The sequence below is a fragment of the Bacillus siamensis genome (assembly GCF_051628075.1).
GTDB lineage: Bacteria > Bacillota > Bacilli > Bacillales > Bacillaceae > Bacillus > Bacillus siamensis.
Map to the genome: position 1 here is coordinate 572,501 of NZ_CP155579.1, position 16,112 is coordinate 588,612.

Below are 16,112 nucleotides of genomic sequence, written 5' to 3' on the forward strand. Positions count from 1 at the left end.
TAATCCGATACACTAGAAAGAGCTGTATTTTACAAGAGCGTCAGAAAGGGAGACGGGAGAAACATGGACGAGTTTGATTTGATTCACAGTATTACTCCGCATTCGTATTATCATCCTTCCGTCGATGTTGGGATCGGTGATGATGGTGCGGTTTATACAGCGTCATCTCATATGCAGCAAATTGTCTGTTTAGACACGATGGTGGAGGGTGTCCATTTTAAATCAGAGTACTCCTCTCCTCAAGATATCGGTTATAAGGCGCTCGCTGTTAACATTAGTGATATGGCGGCGATGGGAGGCATTCCGAAGTTTTATCTGGTGTCTCTTGCTGTTCCCTCCTGCTGGCAGAAAGCTGATGTCCAGGCAATGTATGAAGGGATGGCGGAACTGGCGAAACTATACCGGATGGATTTGATCGGGGGAGATACTGTTTCCGCTTCCGGTCAAGCCGTTATTACCGTTACGGTCATCGGAGAAGTCGAAAAGAATCGAGCTTGTCTGCGAAGCTCGGCAAGACCCGGGGATGTTGTGTTTGTTACGGGAGAAATCGGCTCGTCCGCAGCGGGGCTGTCTCTTTTATTAAGAGAAACGCCTCCTTCTGCTTTTCATACGGGTGATTATTTTATCGAAAAACATAAACGGCCCGTGCCGAGGGTTCAGGTCGGCCGCTTCTGCTCTCAGCTTCAACGCGCGGCTCTGAATGATATCAGTGACGGATTGGCCAGTGAACTGCATGAAATAGCTGAGTCAAGCTCAGTTACGATAGAAATTGAAGAACAGCTTCTGCCGGTGCATCCGGATTTGCCTGAGGCAGATCCTCAGTGGAAGAGATGGGTGTTATTCGGCGGAGAAGATTATGAATTGGCTGGAACGGTCTCTCAGCAGGAGTGGATCTCTTTGCTTGATTACTGCACGCAATCAGGCATTCGGATTGCGCAGATTGGAGCGGTGACTGAACGGAAGGAAGCAAGTGTTCTTTTGACAGCCAATGATCAGAGACAAATCGTCCTTGAGAAAAAAGGATACAATCATTTTAAATAAGACGGGTGACTCACTTTGAAGACATTACAATGGAGAACGAAAAACCCTGAAGAAACGAAAGCCGTAGCCAAGCTTGCCGCTTCATTGGCAAAGCCGGGAGACATTCTGACACTGGAAGGCGACTTGGGAGCGGGAAAAACGACTTTCACAAAAGGGTTTGCCGAAGGACTGGGGATCACTAGAGTGGTAAACAGCCCGACCTTTACAATTATAAAAGAATACCATGATGGTTCGCTTCCTCTATATCATATGGATGTGTATCGCATGGAGGATGAAAGCGAAGACTTAGGCCTTGAAGAATATTTTGAAGGACAAGGCGTCTGTTTAATTGAATGGGCTCATTTAATTCAGGATCAGCTGCCCGCTGAACGGCTGCAGATCGTCATCAAGAGAGCCGGTGATGAGGAAAGGGACATTACCTTTACGGCTTGCGGAACACGGTATGAAACGCTTTGTGAGGAGATTAATAAACATGACAATACTGGCAATTGATACGTCAAATTACACGCTGGGTGCCGCGCTCGTTCGTGAGAAAACGGTGATGGCGGAGTATATTACATATTTAAAAAAGAATCATTCCGTGCGGGCGATGCCTGCTGTCAATTCATTGCTGGAGGATTGCGGCCTAACACCGCAGGACCTTACGAAAATAGCGGTGGCGAAAGGACCGGGATCGTACACTGGTGTCAGAATCGGTGTGACGCTGGCGAAGACTTTGGCTTGGTCGCTGAAGCTTCCGATTTCCGCTGTGTCGAGCCTTGAGGTGCTGGCGGCGAACGGACGGCATTTTCAAGGTCTGATCTGCCCGTTATTTGATGCCAGACGCGGACAGGTGTATACGGGACTTTATGAATATCAGGACGGCCGATTACAATCCGTTCTTCCTGATCAGAATGTGCTTTTGACGGATTGGCTCGGCATGCTGAAAGAAAAAGCGTCTCCGGTTTTATTTTTAGGGCATGATACAGCCATTCATGAAGAAACCATTCTGCATGAACTGACATCTCAAGCAGTGATGGGAACGGCTGCACAGCATAATCCGCGGCCGTCAGAGCTGGCGTTTTTAGGCTTGGAAAAAGAAGAAGCGGATGTCCACAGCCTTGTTCCGGATTATTTGCGTCTGGCAGAGGCTGAAGCGAAATGGATGGAATCTCAAAAATAGGGTGATGGGGATGAAAACGAAAACGGCGATTCGAAGCATGCGGCCGGAAGATATTGATCAAATTTATGAAATTGAAACAGCATCCTTCACTTCTCCGTGGACGAAGGATTCATTTTATCATGAGCTTTTGGAAAATCCGTATGCGCACTACCTTGTCATTGAAAAGGACGGCTGTCTGGCGGGGTATTGCGGAATCTGGATTATTATAGATGACGCGCAGATTACGAACATAGCCATTAAGCCGGAATACCGGGGCCAATCATTGGGAGAAGCTCTGTTTCGCGCTGCGGTAGAACTGTGCAGAGAAAAAAAGGCAAGGAGGCTCTCTCTCGAAGTCAGGGTCTCGAATCATCCCGCCCAATCCTTATATAAAAAATTCGGTCTTCAGGCCGGAGGAATCAGAAAACAATACTATACAGATAACGGGGAAGATGCGTTATTAATGTGGGTGACATTACATGAGTGAAAAACAAGATATTTATGTATTAGGAATTGAAACAAGCTGTGATGAAACAGCGGCTTCAGTCGTGAAAAACGGTAAAGAAATCGTTTCAAACGTAGTCGCTTCGCAAATTGAAAGCCATAAACGGTTCGGCGGGGTCGTGCCTGAAATTGCGTCCAGACATCATGTGGAGCAGATTACCCTAGTGATTGAGGAAGCTCTTTTAAAAGCGGAGATGGGCTTTGGTGATCTCGATGCGATTGCGGTAACGGAAGGACCCGGACTTGTCGGAGCCCTGTTAATCGGAGTCAATGCGGCAAAGGCGTTAAGCTTTGCCCATCAAATACCGTTAGTCGGCGTCCATCACATTGCGGGCCATATTTATGCAAACAGACTGGTAGAGGAGCTTCAGTTCCCGGCGCTTGCTTTGGTTGTGTCGGGCGGACATACGGAATTGGTTTATATGGAAGAGCACGGTTCATTCGAGGTTATCGGAGAAACGCTGGATGATGCCGCAGGCGAAGCTTACGACAAAGTGGCAAGAACGATGGGGCTTCCTTATCCGGGAGGGCCGCAGATTGATAAGCTGGCTGCTGTGGGAACGGATTCTATTCCGCTTCCGCGTGCGTGGCTGGATGAGGGATCTTACAATTTCAGCTTCAGCGGGCTGAAATCAGCCGTGATTAACACACTCCATAACGCCTCGCAAAAAAATGAGGTGATTCCTCCTGAGGATCTTGCCGCAAGTTTTCAGCAGAGTGTCATTGATGTACTGACGGCAAAAACCTCTAAGGCTGCGAAAGAATACGGGGTTAAACAAGTGCTGCTTGCGGGAGGCGTAGCCGCCAACAAAGGGCTGAGAGCCGCTTTGCAGCAGGAATTCAGCCATCCGGGAGATCCTGAGCTTGTTATCCCGCCGCTTTCTTTATGCACGGACAATGCAGCGATGATTGCGGCTGCCGGAACCGTTGCTTTTGAAAAGGGAATCCGGGGTTCATATGATATGAACGGACAGCCCGGCTTGGAATTAACATCTTTTGATCGTCTCACGTTGTAAAACGTGAGGCTTTTTTAATTTATTAACAGATAATTCTAACATATCCACAGGATTGTGAATATATTCAGAAATCCAGGCTGGATAAGGATCTAAAAGTTGTTAGTAAAGTGGATAAAGTCAGAAAATTTTGTGGATAGTGTGTATAAAGCGCTTACTTAAATAGCAGGAAAGGAGAAAAGCTGTGGATAAAAAAGCACCCCTTAAAGAGGTGCTTGACTTTTTCTATTCTTCTGAGGAGAGTTCTTCCCACTCTGCTAATAATCGTTCCAGCTCTTGATTCAGAGCTTCGTTCTCTGAGTGAATGGTCTGTACCTTTTCATGATCCTGATACACGTCAGGGTCGCACAGCAGCTCCTCATTGGCGCTGATTTTCTCTTCGGCGGATGAGACCGCTGCTTCGATTTCTTCAATGCGTCTCAGGCGCTGCCGTTCTTTCTTTTTCCATTCTTTTTCTTCCTCGTATGTTCTTTTTGTGTCCTGTTTGACCTTGCCGGCAGGTTGTGCTTGCTCTTTTTCCTGCCGTTTCATTTCTTCCAATTCCAGCTGCTGGGCTTTTTTCTCGGTGTAATAGTCATAGTCACCCAAATATTCTTCTGCATGATCCGGAGACAGCTCCAGCACTCTTGTGGCGATCCTGTTAATAAAGTAGCGGTCATGCGATACAAATAACAGGGTTCCCGGATAGTCGATCAGGGCGTTTTCCAACACTTCTTTACTGTCCAGATCAAGGTGGTTTGTCGGTTCATCAAGGATGAGAAAGTTTGCTTTTTGCAGCATCAGCTTGGCAAGCGCAACTCTTGCTTTCTCACCGCCGCTTAGAGAACGGACAGGTTTCAGGACATCGTCTCCGCTGAACAGAAAGTTGCCGAGGCATGTCCTGATCTCTTTTTCCGGCATGTCCGGATATTCATCCCACAGCTCGTCCAAGACGCGTTTGGATGAGGTCAGTTCGGCTTGCTCCTGATCATAATAGCCGATTGTGACATTGGAACCGTACGTGATCGACCCGGATTTCGGACTGAGCATATTGTTAATGGCTTTCAGCAGGGTTGACTTGCCGATCCCGTTCGGTCCGACGAGGGCGGCGCTTTCCCCTCTTGTAATGCCGAAGGTCAGGTTTTTCAAAAGCGGCGGCTGGCCGTCATAGCTGATGGAAACATCCTGTACGCGAAGGACGTCGTTTCCGCTCTGTTTTGTAATGTCAAAACGGAAGGCGGCTGATTTTTCATCACCGAGCGGCTTTGCCATGACGTCCATCCGTTCAAGCTGCTTTCGTCTGCTTTGGGCTCTTTTTGTTGTTGATGCTCTGGCCAGATTGCGGTCGACAAAATCTTGGAGCTTGGCGATTTCGTCCTGCTGTTTTTCATACAGCTTCAGGTCTTTCTCATACTGCTCAGCTTTTTGTTCTAAATAGGCGCTGTAGTTGCCGAGGTATTTTTTGCTTTCTGTCCGTGAGACCTCGTACACTTGGCTGACGACTTTATCAAGAAAGTATCTGTCGTGGGAGACAATCAGGATGGCGCCTGAATATCCCTGTAAATAATGCTCAAGCCATGTAAGCGTGTCGATGTCGAGATGGTTCGTCGGTTCATCCAAAATAAGCAGATCAGGCTGGGTCAGCAAAAGCTTGCCGAGTGCAAGTCTTGTTTTCTGACCGCCGCTCAGGCTTTGCACTTTCACGGAATCGTCAAATTTTCCGAAACCGAGGCCGTGAAGGATAGAACGGACGTCCGCTTCATACTGATAGCCGCCTTTATCCTTGAAGTCCTGCTGAAGCCTGTCATAGGTTTTCATCAGTGTCTCAAGCTCCGCGGGGGCGGCCGTAGCCATCTTTTCTTCAATAGAACGCATTTCTTTTTCCATTGCTTTCAGGAAATCAAAAACACTCAGCAGTTCTTCTTTTATGGTAAGCTGGGATTCCAAGCCTGTGTGCTGGGCAAGATATCCCATCGTTAATTCTTTCGGTTTGATTAATTCACCCTTTTCATATGAAAGGTGACCTGCGATAATTTTAAGGAGAGTTGATTTGCCGGCTCCGTTTCTGCCTACAATGGCGATGCGATCCCGAGATCTGACTTCAAGCTTTATATTGTTTAAAATAGGATCAGCGCCAAAAGATTTGGACAGCTGATTAATTTGTAAGATCATCATATTATTTCACCTCTGTTATAATAAGTTAAGTGTAGCTTATCAACCTGCTGTCAGCAAACAATACATCAGAATTGGAACATTATAGGATAAGACATCAGGGAGAAAATAGTGTATGATCAGAAGTAAGGAGAGTTTAAATATGAATGGATTTTCTCATTTTAATGAAGAAGGCCGTGCCCGCATGGTGGATATAAGCGATAAATCTTCAACAGTCCGTACTGCCGCTGCGATATCCAGCGTACACATGAAGCATGACGTGTACAGCAGAATCAAAAACCGCGAGATCGGAAAAGGAGACGTACTGGCTGTCGCACAGGTGGCCGGAATCATGGCTGCAAAGCAGACCTCAGCGATTATCCCGATGTGCCACCCGCTTTCTTTAAGCAGCGTCGACATTTCATTCGGCTGGGAGGAAAAGGATTCCGAAGCCGTTCTTCATATACAGGCAAGCGTAAAAACGAAAGGGAGTACAGGTGTGGAAATGGAAGCGCTAACTTCGGCTTCAGTCTGCGCTTTGACCGTTTATGACATGTGCAAGGCGCTGGATAAAGGAATGGTCATCGGCCCGACCTGCCTCATGGAAAAAACGGGAGGCAAAAACGGTGATTTTAAAAGAGATGCATCTGAGTATAAAGTGGAGGACCAATCATGAACAAGGATCAATCAAAAATTCCGCAGGCGACAGCAAAACGGCTGCCGCTTTATTACCGCTTTTTAAAGAATTTACACGCGTCAGGAAAGCAGCGCGTTTCATCTGCTGAACTGAGCGATGCGGTAAAAGTCGATTCGGCCACGATCCGCCGGGATTTTTCCTATTTCGGGGCGCTCGGCAAAAAAGGATACGGCTATAATGTGGATTACCTGCTGTCATTTTTCAGAAAAACACTGGATCAGGATGAAACGACGAACGTCATTTTGATCGGTGTCGGGAATTTAGGGACGGCGTTTCTTCACTATAATTTCACAAAAAATAATAACACAAAAATATCTATGGCTTTTGATGTGAATCAGAGTAAAATAGGAACTGAGGTAGGCGGCGTGCCTGTCTATGCTCTTAATGATTTAGAACTTCACATTAAGGATGAACCCGTGGCGATTCTTACCGTTCCGGCGGTTGCCGCGCAGTCAATCACCGATCGGCTCGTGTCGCTCGGAATCAAGGGAATCCTAAACTTTACGCCGGCCCGTTTGAATGTGCCGGATCACATTCGAATTCATCATATAGATTTAGCTGTAGAGCTTCAATCATTGGTTTATTTCTTAAAGCATTATTCTGTTTTGGAAGAAATTGAATAACGAAAGGAGGAGCTGCACATGATCGGTCCTGGAAGCCTGGCTGTTATCGGTGTGGTGGCGGTGATTATTTTCGGTCCGAAGAAACTTCCCGAGTTAGGAAAAGCCGCGGGGGACACGCTTCGTGAATTTAAGAACGCCACTAAGGGATTAGCCGGTGAAGAAGAGGAAAAAAAGAAAGAAGAACAGTAAGATAGGATGACGCGTATGAGAGTGAATCAAATGACGCTTGTGGAGCATATTGCCGAACTTCGGAAACGATTGCTGATTGTGGCGTTATCCTTTACGGTTTTCTTTATTGCCGGCTTTTTTCTGGCAAAACCTATCATTGTGTATCTTCAAAAAGCCGATGAAGTAAAAGAGCTCACCCTTAATGCTTTTAACCTGACGGATCCGCTGTTTATCTTTTTGCAGTTCGCGTTTATTATCGGCATCATTTTGACTTCGCCGATTATTCTCTATCAGATTTGGGCGTTTGTCAGCCCGGGGCTGTATGAGAAGGAGCGCAAAGTAACACTCAGCTATATTCCGATTTCGATTGTGCTGTTTGTCGGCGGTGTGTCATTTTCTTATTATATTTTATTTCCGCTGGTCGTTGATTTTATGAAGCGGGTCTCGAATGACCTCGATGTCAACCAAGTGATCGGAATCAGCGAGTACTTTCATTTTCTGCTGCAGCTGACGATTCCGTTCGGGCTGCTGTTTCAGATGCCGGTGCTGATCATGTTTTTAACGAGGCTCGGGGTTGTCACGCCGATGTTTTTATCGAAGATCAGGAAGTACGCGTATTTTGTGCTGCTCGTGATCGCCGCGATGATTGCGCCGCCTGAGCTGCTGTCTCACTTGATGATTACGATTCCGCTTTGCATTTTATATGAGATCAGTATCCTGATCTCAAAAGCGGCGTACCGGAAAAGGCAGACCGGCAGCAGTGAATCCGACCAGGACGTATCAGCATAAAAAAAGCCATTTCTCCATGATGAGAAATGGCTTTTCTTTATTTTTGATTTTTTTTCACTTTAAATGAGAAAGCGAACATTTTAAACGAGATGCTGATATTATAAGCGGCGAAAACCATCAGCAGTATGGAATAAAAAGACCACATACTTCCCGGCGAGCTTGCGGCCAAATACGTAAAGATACAGCCGACTGCGAAATAAATCAAGCCCCAAGTCATTGGGTTCCTCATACAAACAATCCTCCAATAATTAATTGCATTTGTTCACTATGCTGTTCAATATATTTTTGGGCGGGGCCGAGCTGCATGACCACGACAATGGTATTCATCATGACATGGGCGAATATCGGCACAATAATCCGTTTCGTCTGCACATACAAGAACGCAAAGGTAAAGCCCATGGCCGTATATAGCAGCAGGTGTGTGAGGTCCTGATGCACAATGCCGAAAATGACGGAACTGATCAGTCCGGCGAAAAAGAAATTCGTTTTTTCATATAATACACCGAAGATGATCTTCCGGAAAATGATTTCTTCAAGAATCGGCCCGACGATAGAAGAAACGATAATCATGAGCGGCATGGCTTTTATAATGTTGAGAATGGCTTTCGTGTTTTCGGAACCGCTGTTCACGTGAAAGACATACTGCTCAATCATTCCGGCGATACCCTGAGAAAATAAAGCGAGCCATATTCCCGCGACCGCCCAGAGAACGGACATGCCGGCGGATGCTTTCTTCCCGTTTCTTAATGTCTGCTTCGGCGCGGTTCTCAAAATCAAGAGAACGATAATCAGGCAGATAAAAAAGCTTACGACGGAATAAATCCCCTGAGCCATGGTGAGATTCGCATTCGTAGGATGCCCGCCCGCATAGCCGAATTTGTACATTAAAGGAATGCCGATCAATGCGGAAAGCTGCATGATAACGTATGTCAAAATGATATACCAATACTGTTTTCTCAAATGATATGTACTCCTTTATCCTATAAAATCAACTTATTTGTTCTTATTGTAACATAAGTGAACCAGACGTGAAAAAAGGAGAAAATCGCTGTAAGAGAGAATGATGTAAGCGTGAAAATTTTTTATTCTTATGACTTGAAATTGGAAGTGAGATTCTTTATTATAATAATTGTGTTAGCACTCTTTAGAGCTGAGTGCTAAAATTACATATTCATACTATTGAGGAGGTTATTACATTGTTAAAGCCATTAGGTGATCGCGTTGTCATTGAACTCGTAGAATCTGAAGAAAAAACTGCCAGCGGAATCGTATTACCGGATTCTGCAAAAGAAAAGCCGCAAGAAGGCAAAATCGTGGCAGCCGGTTCAGGTCGCGTGTTGGAAAGCGGAGAGCGCGTTGCTTTAGAAGTAAAAGAGGGCGACCGCATTATCTTCTCAAAATACGCCGGTACTGAAGTGAAATACGAAGGTACTGAATACTTAATCTTACGTGAAAGCGACATTTTAGCTGTTATCGGCTAAGCAAATAAATACTTTTAAAAATTCGAGGAGGTTTCGTTAACATGGCAAAAGATATTAAGTTTAGTGAAGAAGCACGCCGCGCTATGCTTCGCGGTGTCGATGCGCTTGCTGACGCTGTAAAAGTAACTTTAGGGCCAAAAGGACGCAACGTGGTTCTGGAGAAAAAATTCGGTTCTCCGTTAATTACAAATGACGGTGTGACAATCGCAAAAGAAATTGAACTTGAAGACGCGTTTGAAAACATGGGTGCGAAGCTTGTAGCTGAAGTAGCCAGCAAAACAAACGACGTTGCCGGTGACGGTACAACGACTGCAACAGTTCTTGCGCAGGCTATGATCCGTGAAGGCCTGAAAAACGTAACTGCGGGAGCAAACCCTGTCGGCGTCCGTAAAGGTATGGAACAAGCCGTAACTGTTGCAATCGAAAACTTAAAAGAAATTTCTAAGCCGATCGAAGGCAAAGAGTCTATCGCTCAGGTTGCTGCGATCTCTGCTGCTGATGAGGAAGTCGGAAGCCTTATCGCTGAAGCAATGGAGCGCGTAGGAAACGATGGCGTCATCACAATCGAAGAGTCTAAAGGCTTCACAACTGAGCTTGAAGTTGTGGAAGGTATGCAATTCGACCGCGGATATGCATCTCCTTACATGGTGACTGACTCTGATAAGATGGAAGCGGTTCTTGACAATCCTTACATCTTAATCACAGACAAAAAAATCACAAACATTCAAGAAATCCTTCCTGTGCTTGAGCAAGTTGTACAGCAAGGCAAACCATTGCTTCTGATCGCTGAAGATGTTGAAGGTGAAGCTCTTGCTACACTCGTTGTCAACAAACTTCGCGGCACATTCAACGCTGTTGCCGTTAAAGCTCCTGGCTTCGGTGACCGCCGTAAAGCAATGCTTGAAGACATTTCCGTTCTTACAGGCGGAGAAGTGATCACAGAAGATTTAGGTCTTGACCTGAAATCTACTGAAATCGGACAATTGGGACGCGCTTCTAAAGTTGTGGTAACGAAAGAAAACACAACAATCGTAGAAGGCGCCGGCGATACTGAAAAAATCGCTGCACGCGTTAACCAAATCCGCGCTCAAGTGGAAGAAACAACTTCTGAATTCGACAGAGAAAAATTACAAGAGCGTCTTGCGAAACTTGCCGGCGGCGTAGCTGTCATCAAAGTCGGCGCTGCGACTGAAACTGAGCTGAAAGAGCGTAAACTTCGCATCGAAGACGCCCTCAACTCAACTCGCGCAGCTGTTGAAGAAGGCATCGTATCCGGCGGTGGTACAGCGCTTGTCAACGTATACAACAAAGTCGCTGCAGTTGAAGCAGAAGGCGATGCGCAAACAGGTATCAACATCGTGCTTCGCGCGCTTGAAGAGCCGATCCGTCAAATCGCGCACAACGCTGGTCTTGAAGGATCTGTCATCGTTGAGCGCCTCAAAAACGAAAAAATCGGCGTAGGCTTCAACGCTGCAACTGGCGAATGGGTAAACATGATCGAAAAAGGTATCGTTGACCCGACAAAAGTGACGCGTTCTGCTCTGCAAAACGCTGCGTCTGTAGCAGCAATGCTCCTGACAACTGAAGCCGTTGTCGCTGACAAACCGGAAGAAAACGCCGGCGGTGCAGGAATGCCTGACATGGGCGGCATGGGCGGTATGGGCGGAATGATGTAATTAAACGGCGAAAACCCTTGATATAACAAGGGTTTGACCGTTTATTATCACCCCAATCTGCTGAAAAAACAGCAAAAAGATAACATTTATTGAGGATGCTTCCAAAAGTCTGCTGGGACTTTAGAGGAAGCATCCTTTTTTATTTATAAGGTGAAAAGTAGGTATATATTTTATTGTTGACTCCGCTTACCTTTTTCAATAATTGCATGTATTAATTTAAAATGTCTTAATTTTTCATTTATAAGTATTTTAATGCAAAAAAAGCCTATTGATGAATTTTGCCATAGTATGATGAAACCCTTCTCAACTGTGAAGGGTTTCCTTGTCATACGCTTGCCACCTAGATATGAATACTATAAAAGAGGTGATCATAATGGATGAAATGATTCAGAAAGTACAACTATGGGTAAATGCTGCTTACTCTGGAAAGCCTGGCTTCGTTCCAGCCCCTGAAAGTGGGAAAACTGGTTGGTCCACGATGTATGCTTTAACTAGGGCTTTGCAAATTGAACTTGGAATCTCTACACCTGCTGATAATTTTGGACCAGGAACTGAAGTGGCTTACAAATCATGGGGAGAAATGGAAATTGGGCGTATTCCTACTGATGACAAAGGAAAAAGAATTGTACTAATTCTTCAAGGAGCAATGTATTGTAAAGGTTACAATCCAACTGGATTTACAGGAACTTTTGGAGAAGGGACTAAAGCTGCAGTAATTAAATTACAAACTGATGCGGGACTGCCTATTCGTGATGGGAAAGTTTATTCCTATATATTTAAAGCATTTTTAACTATGGATGCTTATGTGCTCACATCAGGTGGTAATTCTAGAATTAGAGAAATGCAAAGAGATCTTAATTCAAAATATTACAAAACATCTGGAGTCCAGCCCTGTGATGGTTACTACCAAAGAGGGACTAATAAAGCTTTAATATACGGTATTCAAACAGAAGAGGGAATTGCTCCCTCTCTACAAACGGGATCAATAGGGCCTTCTACGACCAACCTTTTACCAACTCTTAGCATAGGGAGTACTAATGCAAACTTTGTTAAGCTCCTTCAATATGCATTATATGTAAATAGTTTCAATCCGGGAGAATTCAATGGACAGTACAGTACACTATTAAAAAATGTAGTAAGTGAATTCCAACAGTTTGTTAAGTTGCCAGCCGATGGAGTTACAGGAAAACAAACTTGGCTCTCTTTGTTGCAGAGTAAAGGAGATCCTAATCGCAAGGGTACAGCTTGTGATTGTATAACAGAAGTTACGCCTGCTAGAGCTAAAGCTTTAAAGAATGCAGGCTATGAAAGTATTGGTCGTTATCTTGTAGACATTCCAGGAGGATTGGAGAAAAAAATAAAACCTGGCGAATTAAAAACTATTTTTAATGCTGGTTTAACTGTTTTTCCGATATATCAAACTTATGGGAATAATTCAAGATATTTCAGTGAAGCTCAAGGGAAAAGAGATGCTCAAGATGCTTTTACAGCTGCCAAAAATTATGGATTTAAAAATGGAACAACAATATATTTTGCCGTGGATTTTGACGCTTTAGGAGATGATATAACTAACAAAATTCTTCCACACTTTAAGGGTATCAATGAACAAATGAAATATCTGGGGAACCGTTATAAAGTTGGAATATATGGAGCTCGGAATGTTTGCAGTCAAGTATCGGAGAAAGGTTGGGCAACAACCAGTTTTGTAAGTGATATGTCCACGGGATTTAGTGCAAATTTAGGCTATCCATTGCCGAAGAATTGGGCATTCGATCAAATTTCAACTATTAGTGTTGGTTCAGGAGACAGTAAAATTGAAATAGACAATAATATTAAGTCGGGACTTGATAAGGGGGCTTCAAGTCTTGATTTCTCAACTGATCTCAATCAAGAGCTATACAAGCAATTATATGAAATTCAACTTTTAGGACTTCAATATACAAACAATGATATTAATCAAGCGAATAAGCTTACAACCAACTATTATCGTCGCAAAAGATATGAATCTTTAATATGGACATTAACTTCTGGCCAATTTGATAAAGACTTTGAAGAGTATGTGATTAATGCTGTAGGGGAAAATAGTTTTGTCTATGCAACTGATCCTGTTTCAAAATCTGAAGTTATTGATTTTCCTCATCTTATGGCTACATTATCTGCTCTATTGTATGCGAATCTTCCATTAGTTGGAACTACACAGCAAGATTTAGCAGGGTGGGGTGGTGATTTATTTACTGTTGCTGCAGATGTATATAAATATAGAGATAAGTATAGCGGCGATATTGAAACAAGAACATATCAAGCTGCTTACGACCTAATCGGTACAAAAACAATGGCCGGTAACTTTGATAATTCTGATTTTCTTGGAGATATCGATGCTATTAACATCGCACAGATCTTATTAAATAACAACACTAAGCCAATTTTAAATGCAGTTCAAGAGTATTATGATAGTCTTGTTTTCTCAAGATATAAGCTGTTTTATAAAAATAAATTTAATAGTAATGAAAATAATTTGAGACTGAATGCGAGTAATATTATGATTGGAGATAATCCTGATATTACAGCGGCAAGGGTAGCCCTAAGGGGTTCAATGCAAATGGAAGTCCCTTATTATACGGAAGAAGAGGGAGAAATGATTGCAAATGCTTTTGCTGATAAAATATTAGACCTTGTAGCAAGTGAATAGAAAATTTAGAGTAGAGTACCATACATTTCGAAAAATATGGTACTCTATATTTTAAGATCTTAAGAAGATACAACAAATTATAAGTTCAATTTTCTTTTTGATTTTATGGAAGGAAAGAGAAAGGGGGAAACATGAGGAAATATTTAGGGATAGTGTCACTTATCATGCTGTTATTCACATTGTGTTTTCTACCCCATATCCATTGGGCGCTTGGAATTCTAGGGATAGTTGTGGGGGGGCTTCTAGCATTAAAAGCCCCTAAAGGGATTGCTAAGTATCTTTCTATTTTTATCCTGGCACTCTGTATTCTTTTATTCTTATTATTGATCGTAGCAGGCCTTTTGATGGCGGGTTTAGTGGGGAAGTAACCATTATGTATAACCATACTAGATTTAAGAAGTATGCCGAAGCTATGAAAGATTACTAAAAGTAAGACTAAGCTCTAAAAAACTCGACAGTCCTTTTATTTCCCAATGGAATATCCATTTTGTGAAAATAGCAGACTTCAAAGGCAGGTTTCTTTTTTAATATTAAACACAAGAATTTCTTTTCAGCATAAGCTGAATTTGATTTGTCTAAGCGAATCGTACAAAGAGGTTCACTGTTTTAAAAAATTGATTAATACATAAATCTTTTTCATCATAAATAAGTTAAACCCTAATATCGTGAAATAAAGGAATCTGCTGATTTCATTAAATGATATTCACGGATATCTTCGTGGTATCCGTTTAGATAGACAGTTCTAAAGATAAAATTTATTATTTAATAGTGCGTAACACATGGTTTCTTGGGTTGAATATCAACGATATAATATTCTGCACAACTCACTATAAACTGGAAGAAATGCACTAACTTTATGAAATACAACCAACTTACAAGATGTTTTTGATAAAATTGTACTTCAGGCCATTATTCATAATATATTGGCCGAACGTGTCTTCACATATTTTAAAGCCAATGTCCAACAAGAGTAAATGCACAAGAAAACAATCGAAAAGATAAACAAAAATTCACATACACAATAACTGACCGAAAAGGCTATCGATGATATAGATCAATTCTTAAATGTGTTCACATACCCCCCTGCTTTAGAACTGCACAAAATCAAAGCTCCGTCGAAAAGTCATCACCCTGCATGTATGGGAAAACCATAAGAAAAGAAGAGGTTGGAAAAATCACTTAAAGTTTCAGGGAAAAAATCCTATGAAAAAATAAAACGCAATTTTGCAGATGGAAATAATAACTAATTCGTTATTTCGAGCATGCAAATAAAAGGCGTGCGAACAAATTATCCTCACATCCGCCTACTAGATTTGAAAAAAATTTTTATAAAAGTGTATTTGTCTAGCACTTTGTAATCTTTTATTCGTGTATATGGGTTTATTGGACACCTTGGCAAAGCTTTTATAGATCTGATACTTCAAATTTTAAGCTTCATTTCACAAGAATCTTAAATTTGCATTAATATTAATAAATTTCTATCATACTTATTCATTTCTCGGAAGAAAGATATGGAAAAACCTCTGTTTTTTTTAGGAAAATATGTTATTATAATTGTGGATTTAAAATATTAAAAAGAAAAGAGGAATTCAAAAGATGAAAAAGTTAGTAATGACCCTGTTTACAGCAGTACTTTTGGGAGTTGCCATTTTCGCAGGCGGGTCAGAAGCCTTAGCTATGGATTCGAAAGGTACAATCAAATTTAAAACAGATGCTAATACATATACGAAAAGTGCTACTTCCATTGTAGTTACGGGTACTTTGGCTAGGGATTTAGATAATGGCTTTTCAGTAATTATCTTAAATAATAAAGGTAAAGTATTTGCCAGAAAAGATATTTCGCATAGTATTGGTTCACGTAATTTTCGTGTGAGTTTTTCAACGAAAAATCTTCCTGCAGGTAAGTATGATGTGCGAGTTGGACAGGATTGGGGAGGAAGATATTGGTCAGGTGAACTAAAACATTATATTACAGTACAGCATTAATACGGCTGTATAAGTATTAACCTCTTGTTGTTAAAAAGTTTAACTTTAGAAATTTGTTTTCTGTGAAAAATTAATTTTTCAATCAAGGTATCTTAATCAATTTACTGTACTGATAAAGATACCTTTTTATCTTTAAAAACAACAAGGTCATGAGTGTTTTTCAAAGCTCTTACC

The 16,112-nt window shown here is 42.5% G+C and carries 16 protein-coding genes; 13 read left to right on the forward strand and 3 right to left on the reverse strand.

The annotated features are described in order from the left end of the window. Positions 1 to 63 precede the first annotated feature (63 nt). From thiL to tsaD, 5 genes are read left to right on the forward strand one after another with little or no spacing between them, the layout of a single operon-like run. Entirely contained in the window at positions 64 to 1,041 is a 978-nt protein-coding gene (gene thiL / locus ABDB98_RS03045) for a thiamine-phosphate kinase (protein ID WP_438421333.1), read from the forward strand. Positions 1,042 to 1,056: 15 nt separating this feature from the next. Continuing rightward, complete coding sequence (tsaE, locus tag ABDB98_RS03050) at positions 1,057 to 1,533, forward strand: tRNA (adenosine(37)-N6)-threonylcarbamoyltransferase complex ATPase subunit type 1 TsaE (protein WP_045926870.1); 477 nt, start codon at positions 1,057 to 1,059, stop codon at positions 1,531 to 1,533. Further along, entirely contained in the window at positions 1,514 to 2,203 is a 690-nt protein-coding gene (tsaB, locus tag ABDB98_RS03055; RefSeq protein ID WP_060963438.1) for a tRNA (adenosine(37)-N6)-threonylcarbamoyltransferase complex dimerization subunit type 1 TsaB, read from the forward strand. Before tsaE ends, tsaB begins: the two co-directional genes overlap by 20 nt. A 10-nt stretch (positions 2,204 to 2,213) precedes the next feature. Further along, positions 2,214 to 2,669, forward strand: a complete 456-nt coding sequence (rimI, locus tag ABDB98_RS03060; protein WP_016937067.1) for a ribosomal protein S18-alanine N-acetyltransferase — start codon at positions 2,214 to 2,216, stop codon at positions 2,667 to 2,669. Then, the gene (gene tsaD / locus ABDB98_RS03065; protein ID WP_438421334.1) at positions 2,662 to 3,702 is read left to right on the forward strand and encodes a tRNA (adenosine(37)-N6)-threonylcarbamoyltransferase complex transferase subunit TsaD; all 1,041 of its coding nucleotides are present in this window, start codon (positions 2,662 to 2,664) and stop codon (positions 3,700 to 3,702) included. Before rimI ends, tsaD begins: the two co-directional genes overlap by 8 nt. 222 nt (positions 3,703 to 3,924) lie before the next feature. On the opposite strand, the gene ABDB98_RS03070 is transcribed toward tsaD, so the two are convergent. Then, positions 3,925 to 5,853 carry an ABC-F family ATP-binding cassette domain-containing protein gene (locus ABDB98_RS03070; RefSeq protein WP_438421335.1) on the reverse strand — a complete coding sequence of 643 codons (1,929 nt, stop codon included), beginning with the start codon at positions 5,851 to 5,853 and terminating at the stop codon, positions 3,925 to 3,927. Positions 5,854 to 5,992: 139 nt separating this feature from the next. Between ABDB98_RS03070 and moaC the strand changes: the two genes are divergently transcribed. From moaC to tatC, 4 genes are read left to right on the forward strand one after another with little or no spacing between them, the layout of a single operon-like run. After that, positions 5,993 to 6,505 carry a cyclic pyranopterin monophosphate synthase MoaC gene (moaC, locus tag ABDB98_RS03075; protein WP_003155986.1) on the forward strand — a complete coding sequence of 171 codons (513 nt, stop codon included), beginning with the start codon at positions 5,993 to 5,995 and terminating at the stop codon, positions 6,503 to 6,505. Further along, entirely contained in the window at positions 6,502 to 7,149 is a 648-nt protein-coding gene (locus ABDB98_RS03080; protein ID WP_060963434.1) for a redox-sensing transcriptional repressor Rex, read from the forward strand. The genes moaC and ABDB98_RS03080 overlap by 4 nt, the downstream gene beginning before the upstream one ends. Positions 7,150 to 7,167: 18 nt before the next feature. Next, positions 7,168 to 7,338, forward strand: a complete 171-nt coding sequence (locus ABDB98_RS03085; RefSeq protein ID WP_003155981.1) for a twin-arginine translocase TatA/TatE family subunit — start codon at positions 7,168 to 7,170, stop codon at positions 7,336 to 7,338. Positions 7,339 to 7,344: 6 nt separating this feature from the next. Continuing rightward, positions 7,345 to 8,106 carry a twin-arginine translocase subunit TatC gene (gene tatC / locus ABDB98_RS03090; protein ID WP_095241917.1) on the forward strand — a complete coding sequence of 254 codons (762 nt, stop codon included), beginning with the start codon at positions 7,345 to 7,347 and terminating at the stop codon, positions 8,104 to 8,106. 37 nt (positions 8,107 to 8,143) lie between these two features. Here tatC and ABDB98_RS03095 read toward each other — a convergent pair whose 3' ends face one another. Together ABDB98_RS03095 and ABDB98_RS03100 are read right to left on the reverse strand one after the other, a co-directional pair. Then, positions 8,144 to 8,335: a YdiK family protein gene (locus tag ABDB98_RS03095; RefSeq protein ID WP_003155975.1), complete on the reverse strand. Its 192-nt coding sequence runs from the start codon at positions 8,333 to 8,335 to the stop codon at positions 8,144 to 8,146. After that, the gene (locus ABDB98_RS03100; protein ID WP_060963432.1) at positions 8,332 to 9,066 is read right to left on the reverse strand and encodes a CPBP family intramembrane glutamic endopeptidase; all 735 of its coding nucleotides are present in this window, start codon (positions 9,064 to 9,066) and stop codon (positions 8,332 to 8,334) included. Before ABDB98_RS03100 ends, ABDB98_RS03095 begins: the two co-directional genes overlap by 4 nt. 236 nt (positions 9,067 to 9,302) lie before the next feature. Here ABDB98_RS03100 and groES point away from each other — a divergent pair, with 236 nt between their 5' ends. The 4 genes from groES (at position 9,303) to ABDB98_RS03120 (ending at position 15,938) form a co-directional block, all read left to right on the forward strand. Then, complete coding sequence (groES, locus tag ABDB98_RS03105) at positions 9,303 to 9,587, forward strand: co-chaperone GroES (protein WP_003155970.1); 285 nt, start codon at positions 9,303 to 9,305, stop codon at positions 9,585 to 9,587. A 41-nt stretch (positions 9,588 to 9,628) separates the two neighbouring features. Beyond that, positions 9,629 to 11,263, forward strand: a complete 1,635-nt coding sequence (groL, locus tag ABDB98_RS03110; protein ID WP_003155941.1) for a chaperonin GroEL — start codon at positions 9,629 to 9,631, stop codon at positions 11,261 to 11,263. A gap of 373 nt (positions 11,264 to 11,636) precedes the next feature. Next, positions 11,637 to 13,952 (forward strand): glycoside hydrolase domain-containing protein, encoded by a 2,316-nt coding sequence (locus tag ABDB98_RS03115; protein ID WP_438421336.1) that lies wholly within the window; start codon positions 11,637 to 11,639, stop codon positions 13,950 to 13,952. 1,596 nt (positions 13,953 to 15,548) lie between these two features. Continuing rightward, the gene (locus ABDB98_RS03120) at positions 15,549 to 15,938 is read left to right on the forward strand and encodes a hypothetical protein (protein WP_438421337.1); all 390 of its coding nucleotides are present in this window, start codon (positions 15,549 to 15,551) and stop codon (positions 15,936 to 15,938) included. Positions 15,939 to 16,112 lie beyond the last annotated feature (174 nt).